The sequence below is a fragment of the Achromobacter sp. SIMBA_011 genome, from assembly GCF_046535435.1.
GTDB lineage: Bacteria > Pseudomonadota > Gammaproteobacteria > Burkholderiales > Burkholderiaceae_B > Achromobacter > Achromobacter dolens.
This window is the reverse complement of sequence record NZ_JAWRWN010000920.1, coordinates 1-250: the sequence shown is the minus strand read 5'-3', so window position 1 is coordinate 250 and position 250 is coordinate 1. Positions and strand designations below refer to the sequence as shown.

General features: G+C 62.4%; 1 protein-coding gene. It reads right to left on the bottom strand.

Annotation, left to right across the window (positions count from 1 at the left end):
* Positions 1 to 3: 3 nt before the first annotated feature.
* Positions 4 to 250 (bottom strand): GNAT family N-acetyltransferase (locus tag SB816_RS33685; RefSeq protein ID WP_410548462.1); only part of this gene is annotated, 247 nt, incomplete at its 5' end.

The following is a 250-nucleotide window of genomic DNA, read 5'->3' as shown; positions in this document are numbered from 1 at the left end:
CTGCTAATTCAGCTTCAGCTCCATGCAGGTCAGGTCCAGCCAGCGGCCGAATTTGGTGCCAACTTCCGAAAACCGGCCCGCAACCGTAAAACCGAGGTTCTCGTGCAGGCGGATGGAGGCGTGATGGGCGGTGCAACAGCTCTGGCTGTTCTGGCTCGCTCCGATCCTCGGCGGCGTCATTGGCGCCGTGGTCTGGAAAATCTTTGGCGAGGAAGAGAAGGCCGGCCACGCCGGTTCCGTCCAGCCTGCG